At 72.9% G+C, this 9,377-nt stretch carries 6 protein-coding genes and 1 pseudogene; 4 read left to right on the forward strand and 3 right to left on the reverse strand.

The features are described from left to right. Nucleotides 1-28 precede the first annotated feature (28 nt). The gene (locus HUX53_RS26040; RefSeq protein ID WP_176405858.1) at nucleotides 29-721 is read left to right on the forward strand and encodes an SDR family oxidoreductase; all 693 of its coding nucleotides are present in this window, start codon (nucleotides 29-31) and stop codon (nucleotides 719-721) included. Here the strand turns inward: HUX53_RS26040 and HUX53_RS26045 are convergent, their stop codons facing one another. Beyond that, on the reverse strand, nucleotides 722-2,392 hold the full coding sequence (locus tag HUX53_RS26045; RefSeq protein WP_176405859.1) for a bis-aminopropyl spermidine synthase family protein: 1,671 nt from the start codon (nucleotides 2,390-2,392) through the stop codon (nucleotides 722-724). A 105-nt stretch (nucleotides 2,393-2,497) separates the two neighbouring features. Then, entirely contained in the window at nucleotides 2,498-3,922 is a 1,425-nt protein-coding gene (locus HUX53_RS26050) for an FAD-dependent monooxygenase (RefSeq protein ID WP_176405860.1), read from the reverse strand. A 196-nt stretch (nucleotides 3,923-4,118) separates the two neighbouring features. On the opposite strand from HUX53_RS26050, the gene HUX53_RS26055 reads away from it, so the two are divergent. Both HUX53_RS26055 and HUX53_RS26060 read left to right on the forward strand, forming a co-directional pair. After that, nucleotides 4,119-4,934 (forward strand): SAM-dependent methyltransferase, encoded by an 816-nt coding sequence (locus tag HUX53_RS26055; RefSeq protein ID WP_176405861.1) that lies wholly within the window; start codon nucleotides 4,119-4,121, stop codon nucleotides 4,932-4,934. 622 nt (nucleotides 4,935-5,556) lie between these two features. Beyond that, nucleotides 5,557-5,931 (forward strand): annotated as a pseudogene (locus tag HUX53_RS26060) (alpha/beta fold hydrolase); the annotation flags it as partial. Between the two features lie 4 nt (nucleotides 5,932-5,935). On the opposite strand, the gene HUX53_RS26065 reads toward HUX53_RS26060, so the two are convergent. After that, nucleotides 5,936-7,198, reverse strand: a complete 1,263-nt coding sequence (locus tag HUX53_RS26065; protein WP_176405862.1) for a CdaR family transcriptional regulator — start codon at nucleotides 7,196-7,198, stop codon at nucleotides 5,936-5,938. Between the two features lie 259 nt (nucleotides 7,199-7,457). Here HUX53_RS26065 and HUX53_RS26070 point away from each other — a divergent pair. Next, nucleotides 7,458-9,377: AAA family ATPase (locus HUX53_RS26070; protein WP_176405863.1), on the forward strand; the 1,920-nt coding region annotated here is incomplete at its 3' end.

The raw sequence follows: 9,377 nt of genomic DNA on the forward strand, positions 1-9,377 counted from the left end.
TTGTGTGTTTGGTGGCTGCGGCGACGCCGTGAGTCTCGAGTATCCTCTTCGTCGGCAGCGGCAGAGGTGTATAGGAGACAGGGACCTGACGCCGCTCGCCCGCGAGCTGGGCGGGATCGCCGCGCCCGCGGACGTGGCCGATCCCGACGCCGTGTCCGCGATGGTCGCGGAGATCGAGCGGCGGGCGGACGGGCACGTCGGGATCCTGGTCGCCGGCGCCACCCGGCTGACCACGGCCCCGTTCGCCGAGCACGACCCGGACGACTGGTGGCGGGTCATCGACGTCGACCTCGGCGGGGCGTTCGCGTGCGCGCAGGCCGTGATGCCGGGGATGGTGGAGCGCGGCGGCGGCCGGATGGTGCTGGTCGCCGCAGAGTGCGGGCTGACCGGCTGGCCGGGGCAGACCGCGTGCTCGGCGGCCAAGGCCGGGATCGTCACGCTCACCAAGTCGCTCGGCCGGGAGCTGGCGCCGCTCGGCATCGCGGTGAACGCGATCGCGCCGAGCGTGATCGACACGCCCCGGCTGGCCTCGCTGGCGGAGGCGGCCGGGGAGCCGGCCGCGGAGTACCTCGCCCGGCAGGCCGCGCGGGTGCCGCTCGGCCGGATCGCGACGCCCGACGAGATCGCGGCGGCGGTGGCGTTCCTCACCGACGAACGGATACCGACGCTCGTCGGCCAGATCCTGCACACCAACGGCGGGACCACCAGAGCCCGCGCCTGATCAGCCGGGGAGGGCCGCCACCGAGCGCTCGACGTCCTTTTCGAGGACGGCGAACAGGTGCGGCGGCAGATCCATCAGCGGTCGTTCCAGCAGTTCGGGACGGCTCGCGGCCGATCCGATGACGGCGCGGGCCTCGCCCTTGGTCAGCGCCCGGCCGGCGGCCTTCTGGAGCGCGATGAGCCCTTCCCGCCAGCCGTTGCCGAGCTTCCCGTGCGCCCGCGCGTACATGTATCCGAGGACGCGTCCGGCGCCGTCCTGCTCGTCCGGCCGTGTCCTTTCCGCGAGGACGAGGGCCTGGCCGGGGCCGGGCGTGCCGCGCAGCCACCGGACGATCCGGTACTTGGGCCCGATGAGTCGGGCGAACTCCCGCTGTCCCTCCGCGTCCTTGAGGAAGGGCAGGCCGTTGCGGCAGACGAGGCCGGTCCGGGGCGCGTTCGCGGCCAGCAGCGCCCGGATCGCCGACGCCCCGAAGCCGGGATACAGGTTGACCAGGACGGTGCCGTGGTCCTGCAGGTTCCGGGGCAGCGGCGCGCCCAGGAACGCGGGCAGCCCGATCCGCCGGCCGGGGGCGTCGGCGGGCCAGTCGTCGCCGACCAGCAGCGTCTTCTCCCCGGAGTCGGTGCCGAGTTCGATGATGCGGGCGGCCGCGTCGCCGTCCAGGCCGCCGCTCGCCTCCACCGACTGGGCGCCGTGGGTGTACATGGCCGCCTGGGGATCGTCCGCGACTGCCCGGGCGGCAGCGGCCGTCCGCCGGGTGGGCCGCAGGACGTACAGCGCCGCCGCGCTGCCGACGGCCTGCGCGCCCACATACCGGTTGAATCCCGGCAGCATCGCCTCGTAGGCGAGGTGCAGCGGGTTCAGCGCCTTCTGAACGGCGAGCCCGAGCGCCGCCTGCCGCTCGCCGTACCCGTAGGCCAGCAGGACGCGGCCGTTGCGATGATCGCGTAGCCCCTGCAAGCCACGGGCGACGAACAACTGGACGCCTTCGGGCGTGTACGGCGGGTCGGTGAACACCAGTTCGCACGATTCCCGCAGCGCGGCGGGCAGCCCCAGCCGCAGGTCGGCGAAGTGGCAGCGCACGTCCCAGCCGCGCCGCGCCGCCTCGGCGTCGACGAATTCCAGCAGGCGCTCGTCGACGTCCACGACGCTCGCCCGCAGGCCGGGCGCCCCACCGGCGAGGAAGAGGCCGAGCGAGGTCAGGTCGTGGTCGCCGACGAAGAGCACGTGCGCGCCGGTCAGGTCGAAGCCGTCCAGCATGAACCGGGCCCGCTTGACCACGGTCTCGGCGGTGGCGGGCACGTGGTCGAGCGCCTGCACAGGCGGCGGCGCCGCGTCGATCAGTTCCGCCATCGCGGCGAGGACGTCCGGGTCGCGGCGCGCGGACTCCGTCCACGGGTCCCGGACGCCGAACGGCTCCCGCGCGCCGAAGCTGTACTCATCGATGTGCCGCTTCGCGATGCGCTTCCCGTCCCCGGACGATTCGAGGTGCGGCTCCAGCGCCCGGAACACCGCCTCGACCGTCCGCCGCGACGTCCCGGTCAGGGAAACGACGTCCTCGATCGAGCGGAACGCCCCGCCGGCCAGCAGCCGCCCGATCTGGTCGATGCGCCCCGCATCGATCCCGAAATCGGCCCGCAGCTCGTGGACGGCCTGCTGCCCGGTACTCGTCATCTGGTGGCCTGCTTCACTCGGCATGGACGGTTCGCGGATCCGATCCTAGGTTCAGCGCCCGAAAGCAGCGTCGCGCTGCTCGCGCGGGCTCACCAGCGGCCGTGGTCACGCCGCCGCGGCGCCCAGCCGGGCCAGGTGGGTGCGGATCTCGGGTGCGTCGCCGGTGCAGGCGATGTAGCCGTCCGGACGGATCAGGGCCAGGCCCGCCGCGTAGGTGGCTTGGACCTCCGTGCCCGTGTAGTCGCCTCGCTCGCCGATCGTGACGACACGGACGTCCGGGTGCTCGAACTCCGTGTCGAAGGCCAGAACGGTGAAATGGGGTCCTCGGAGCAGGTCGTGAAGGCGGTGCCGGATGCCGGACTTGTCGTGCAGGACGGCGTCCGGAGCGCGGGTGCCGCCGAGCGGGCCCGCCGACAGCGAGCTGTCGGGATACCCGAGCAGGAGTTGCTGGAGCTCCTCACCGCGCTGGTAGGCGTCCGCCTGGCCCCGGGCCGCCTTCTCGTGCAGCTTCGTGCTGATGCCGAGGACGCCCGCCGCGACCGGAAGGCGCTCCTCCTCGTAGGTGTCGAGGAGGGCCGGCGGTCCGCCGTTGATGACGGCGGCCAGCTTCCAGCCGAGGTTGTACGCGTCCTGGACGCCGGTGTTGAGGCCCTGCCCACCGGCGGGCGAATGGACGTGGGCGGCGTCCCCGGCGAGGAAGACGCGGCCGTCCCGGAAGCGTTCGGCCATCCGGATGTTGACCCGGTAGATCGAACTCCAGGTCAGGTCCGTCAGCCGGATGTCGGTGCGGCCCGAGCCGGCCTCCAGCATCTTCTGGTAGGTGGCCAGGGTGAGTTCCGGGTTCTCGGACGCCGGAATCGGGGCCGTGAACTGGAAGTCGTCCGTCCCGGCGAGCGGGCAGAGGCCGACGCGGGCGGTGCGGGTCTCCAGGTCGGCCCAGGTGTGCCAGTGGTCCCGGTCCAGGTCGGCGGTCCGGACGTCGCCGATGAGCGCGCGCTCCTCCGCGCGGGTCTCGCCCGCGAAGGAGATGCCGAGGGTCTTGCGGACGGTGCTGCGGCCGCCGTCGGCGCCGACGAGATAGGCGGCGTGCACGATCGTGCCGTCCGCGAGGGTGGCGGTCACTCCGTCCGCGTCCTGGGCGAACGTGGCGAGTTCCGCCTTTTCCACCCGTCCGCCCAGCTCCGCGAGGCGGTCGCGGAGGATCTGCTCGGTGCGCCACTGCGGCACCATGAGCCCGTTCGGGTACGGGACGGCGTCCGAGGCGTCCTTCGGCTCGGCCATCCGGCCCTCCCACACGACCTCCGCGCCCGCGTAGGCACGGATCGGCGGGTACAGGCCGCCCGTGTCGAGGAGCGCGCCGATCACCCCGAGGTCGTCGAAGACCTCCAGCGTGCGGGGTTGCAGGCCCTTGCCGCGCGAGCCGGTGGGCGTTCCCGGGTCGATGATCCGGTGCCGGATCCCGCGCCGGGCGAGGTCGACCGCGAGGGTGAGGCCGGTCGGGCCCGCTCCGATGATGAGGACGTCGATCATGATGTGCTCCTTTCCTGGACTTTCCGGGACACAGTTTTCGGCGACGTCCTGGCAGATCGCTGTCAGACCGCTGACAGCGATAATGTGATGGCACGTTCATCAATAATTTATTTCGTTCTGTTATGCTGAAGAAATCGGCCGGTATGTTCCCTGTGGACGAAAGGGGAACAGGTCGATGGACGAGGGACGGCCCAGCATGACCGCGCTTTCTTCGGCGGCGGCGCGGGCGGCGCATCTGACGGCGGACGGCACGCCGAAGGTCTTCACGGACACGGTCGCGGAACGGCTTCTCGGCGGCCTCGCGGACGAGATGATCGGCTATCACCGCGCGCAGGGCGAGCACATCATCCTGGCTGGGACCAGGGCGGTCACCACTGTCCGGGCCCGGTATGCCGAGGAGCGGCTCGCCGCGCACGGGCAGTACGTGATCCTCGGCGCGGGCCTCGACACCTACGGGTATCGCGGGGATCCGGACACCAATGTGTTCGAGGTCGATCACCCGGCGACGCAGGAATGGAAAAAGGGACTGCTGGCGAAGGCCGGAATCGCGATCCCCGACCGGATCGTCCTGGTACCCGTCGATTTCGAGACCGAGGAGCCCGTCCGGAAACTCGCCGGCACGGGGTTCGACACGACGAAATCCGCGCTGGTGAGCTGGCTCGGCGTCAGCTTCTACCTCACCCGCGACGCCATCGCGAAGACCCTCGGCGAGATCGGCCGCCTCGCGCCCGGAACCGAACTCGTCATGGACTACGCGCTGCCCGACGGCCTCCGGGACGCCGAAGGCGACGCCTACGCGCACATCGCCGCCCAGGTCGTCGGGGAGAACGCCGAGCCCTACCGGTCGCACTTCGCGCCCGAGGAGATCGACGCCCTGCTCAAGGACCACGGTTTCGAGGTCGCCGAGAACGTGTCGCTGGAGCACGCCGTCCCGCCGGAGACCTGGCGGCGGACGGACGCGCTCCGCCCGTTCGACTACTTCCGCCTGGTCAGGGCCGCCGTCCCGGGATGACCGGCGATTTCGCCGATGCCCGGGGGCCCGCCGCCTGCTGAGAATGTGCGCGTCCAGGAGCCGGCCCCCGGCTCCGCCCCGTTCCGGGGAGCCGACTCAACGGTTCCCCGAAAGGGAGCGAACAGACGAGCGATCCATCCGTAAGCGGGCGGCGAAAATGCTGCCTACCACGGTTATTACCGCGAAGACGCCCTCGATCCCGCAAGCCGCGCAGGCCGCCGACAACCGTTCCTGAACAGCGTCGGGAGTGGTCTGGCCCACAGCCCGACACTGCGCGCATCCCGAACGGTCTTGGATGCACTGGTCCCCCGCATACGTTGAGCATCCCAGCCCGGCGACGCGCATCATGTGCGCGGTCCGTGGCAGGGCGGCGGGTTCCCTCACGTCCACGGTCATCTGGCACAGCCTGGACGATCCGATGCCCCTGCCCATCACTCCGGTGGGCAGGGGGCGGTGCCGTCCGTCGCTGGATCAGATGCCCCCAGGCGCGGTACACACCGCGATACTGGCCGCATCACGATGAGAAGTCACCGATGGTGACGTTGCAGTTACTTTATCGCACTGGCCTCACGTAGACAATCGGTTTAGCTTCAGCAGGCTTCCTGTCACACGGGACATTGAGCTGGAGGCCGCCGAGGACCGCCCGCAGCTGCAGGCCGCGATCCCGCTCACCCCGTGGGACCTGCAGAAGAACTTCTCGGACGTGCGCGTCCCCACGATGATCATCGGCGCCGAGGCGGACACGATCGCGCCCGTCGCCTCGCACTCCGAGCCGTTCTACAACAGCATCCCGGCGTCGTCGGAGAAGGCGTACCTGGAGCTGAACGGCGCCAGCCACTTCGCGCCGAACATCGCGAACACGACGATCGCGAAGTACAGCATCTCCTGGCTCAAGCGGTACATCGACAACGACACCCGCTATGACCAGTTCCTGTGCCCCGGTCCGGGCCGGGACCTGAACATCTCCGAGTACCGGGACACCTGCCCGAACTCCTAGCCGCTCACCTGCCGGGCCGCCCGCCGCCTCCCCGCGCGGGCGGCCCTTCGGCGATGTCCTCCGGGCCGTGCAGCCGCAGCGCGCTCAGCGCGAGCGACAGCTCGACGACGTCGCCGGGGCGGGTCAGCGTCCGCCCGGTCAGCTGCTCGATCTTGCGCAGCCGGTTGAGGACGGTGTTGCGGTGGCAGAACAGCCGGTCCGCCGCGCGGGCCGCGGAGCCGTCGCACTCCAGCCAGGTCTCCAGCGTCGTCAGCAGGACGTCCCGGAACGCGGGGTCCACGTCGCCGAGGCCGCCGAGCGCGACCTGCCCGAGCCGCCCGGCGAGCCGCAGCTGCGACAGCACGAGCGCGTCGGGGAGCCGCCGGTCGAGCCGGGCGATCTGGTTGCCGGGGCCGCGGCACGTCCGCAGCGCCAGCTCGGCGAACCAGCGGGCGCCGCCCAGCTCGGCGAGCGACCCGACGACCGGGCTGACGCCGGCGTGCGAGCGCGCGTAGGGGCGGACGGCGGCGACGAGGTCGTCCAGCTCCGCGCCGCCGAGCGCGACCAGCGCCACCTGCGCGTCGGTGCGCAGCCGCCAGATGAACCGCATGCCGCCGGTGTCGCCGGGACGGCGGTCCACGCCGTCCCCGAACCCGCACTCGGCGCCCAGCATGACGACCGCGTACCGGCCGGTCGCGGGCAGCCCGAGGACGGACGTGGCCGTCGCGAGCAGCCCGCCGTCGGCGCCCTGCCCGTCCAGCAGCGCGTCCACGATCGCCTGCACGCGCTCCTCGCTGCGGCGCGCCAGCGCCAGCTCGGTGCGGTGGTAGGCGGCCGCGGCGGCGCCGGACTGCTCGTCGATCGTGTCCCAGGTGCGGGTCGCCTGCCGGATCAGCGCCGGGACGTTCTCCGGGTCGTGCTCCCCGACGACCTCGACGACCGCCTCCCAGAACACCCGCCCGGACAGCCGGTAGGAGCGCAGCAGCTGGTCGAGCGGCTGCCCCTGGTGCGCCCGGCGCTGCCCGAGCCGGCGCGCCCAGTCCAGGTCGGCGCGGCCCCGGCCCGGGTCGAGGATCGTCTTGAACCCGTGCCCGAGCCCGGTGTGGCACATCTCCCACACGTCGTGCCGGAACGCGTCGTCGCGGTCGCCGCGGTCACCGGACAGGATCTCGGCGGTCAGCCGGTCGGCGAGGTCGGGCAGCCGGTCCGACAGCCGCAGCACCGCCTTGCGCATGATCGTCCGGTCGGCGTCCACCTGGCCGGCCAGGGCGGGCCGTCCTCCCGTCATCGAGGGCACCTCCAGCACAACGCGGGTGCCTCATCGTGCCATCAGCGGCGCGAACGGGCCATCTTCCGGCGGCCGGACTGTACCGGCTCACAATCGCGCCCCGCCCGGATTGCGCGACGGCCACACAACGGAAACACCCTCTGGACCGCCGCCGGGTGCCCGTGTTGACCTAGGGGCCCCTCGCTTTTTGAGACCCCGTCCAATAGAGGAGCCCCTACGGCCCCTGGCCGAGGTCAGTTCCCGCTGAGGAGGGACCGGCATGACCCACCCCCTGCACGGACGACGACGCGAGATCCAGGCGATCGAGACGCTCCTCGACCGCACCCGCGCCGGACACGGCGGCGCCCTCACCATCGCCGGCGACGCCGGCACCGGCCGGACGGCCCTGCTGGAGGCCGCCGCCCGCACCGCCGCACCCGCCTTCCGGACGATCGGGACCACCGGCGTCCCCGGCGAGACCGCCGTCCCCTACGCCGGCCTCCACCGCCTGCTGCGCCCCCTCTCCGCCGAGACCGCGCAACTGCCGCCCGCACACCGCGGCGCACTCGGCACGATCATGGACGGGGCACCGAGCGCCGCGCAGCTCGTCCTCTACACGGCGGTATGCGAACTGCTCAGCCTGGCCGCGAAGAGCGGACCCGTGCTGTGCTGCGCGGACGACGTCCAGTGGCTCGACCACGGCTCACTGGAGGTACTGGCATTCGCCGCACGCCGCGTCCAAGACGAGCCGATCGCGGTCCTCTTCGCCACTCGCGACGACCACGGCGACGGCCTCGCAGGCATCCCACGCCTCCGCCTCACGCCACTCGACGAGGAGGCGAGCCTGCGCGTGTTACACGACGCGCTCGGCCCCGGCGACCCGGCGTACCACACGGTCGATGACACCGGGAGCGGCCTGGCGAGCAGCCTGGCGGGCGGCCTGGCAGGCGGCCTGGCAGGCGGCCTGGCAGGCGGCGCGGCAGGTGGCGCGGCAGGTGGCGCGGCAGGTGGCCTGGCGGGCGGTCTGGCGGGCGGTCTGGGCGGCGCCGGTGGGTGCGACCTCGCCGAGGAGATCATCGACCTGGCGTGCGGGCGGCCCCTCGCGATCCGGGACCTCGCCGCCGCGCTGACGCCCGGGCAGTTGTCCGGGGCGGCGCCCCCGCCGCGGGCACTCCCTGCCGGCAGCTCCCTGCGTGCCGTCTACCGCCGCCGCCACCTGCGGCTTCCCGTGGGCGCGCGGCGGCTCGTGCTGATGGCGGCGGCCGAGGAATGGCTCGGGGCCGCGACGCTCGCGCGGGCCGCCCGGCTGGACGGGATCGGCGCGGCCGACCTCGACGCGGCCCGCGCGTCGGGGCTGCTGCGGTTCGAGGGCGAGGGCGTCGCGGTCCGCGACCGGCTCGTCCGGTCCTCGCTGTGGGCGGACGCGTCGCGCGAGGACCGGCAGGACGCGCACGCGCTGCTCGCCGACGTCCTCGTCCAGGAATGGCAGCGGCCCCGGCGGCTGTGGCACCGCGCGTCCGTCGCCGGCGAACCCGACGACCGGCTCGCCGGCGAGCTGGCGGGGGCGGCGGGCACCGCCCAGCGCGCCGGCCGGTACGCCGACTCGTGGCGGCTCTGGCAGCGCGCCGCGACGCTCACCGTCGCGCGCGCCGTCCGGATCGACCGGTTCCTGTCCGCCGCCGAGGACGCCTGGTCGAGCGGGCGCTCGCGCCGCGCCCGCGCCATGCTCCGGCAGGTCCGCCCTTCGCCCGGCGACGGCCCACGCGCCGCCCGCGCCGCCCTGCTGCGCGGCCAAATCGAAGTAGCCGCCGGCTCCCCCACAACCGCCCTCCCGGCCCTACGAGACGCCGCCGAAGGGCTTGTCGGGGCGGAGGTGGGGGCGGCGTTGGAGGCGCTTATGTGGGCTGCGGAGGCGGCCGATGCGGCCGGGGACACCCATGCCTATCTGGAGATCGCCGACCGGGCCGCCTCCCTGCCGTCCGCCGGGGGCGCGCGGGAAGAGTTGATGCTCGCCTACCTCGGCGGCATGGCGGCCACGGTCCGCGGCCGGTATCGGGAGGCGGCGGAGCGGCTCGGCGCCGCGGCCCGGCTCGGCGCGGACGTCGCCGACCCTGTCTCTTATAGCCATCTGACGACGCCCGAGAAGTGGATACTGGCACTCCTCGCAGACGCCGGGTCAGCAACCAAAAAAACAAACCAA

The organism is Actinomadura sp. BRA 177, assembly GCF_013372625.1.
Classification (GTDB): domain Bacteria; phylum Actinomycetota; class Actinomycetes; order Streptosporangiales; family Streptosporangiaceae; genus Spirillospora.

Excerpts from the sequence above, each read along its gene's own strand:
- HUX53_RS26045 (WP_176405859.1), bottom strand. The coding sequence starts at position 2,392 with ATGACGAGTACCGGGCAGCAGGCCGTCCACGAGCTGCGGGCCGATTTC.
- HUX53_RS26050 (WP_176405860.1), bottom strand. The coding sequence starts at position 3,922 with ATGATCGACGTCCTCATCATCGGAGCGGGCCCGACCGGCCTCACCCTC.
- HUX53_RS26055 (WP_176405861.1), top strand. The coding sequence starts at position 4,119 with ATGACCGCGCTTTCTTCGGCGGCGGCGCGGGCGGCGCATCTGACGGCG.
- HUX53_RS26065 (WP_176405862.1), bottom strand. The coding sequence starts at position 7,198 with ATGACGGGAGGACGGCCCGCCCTGGCCGGCCAGGTGGACGCCGACCGG.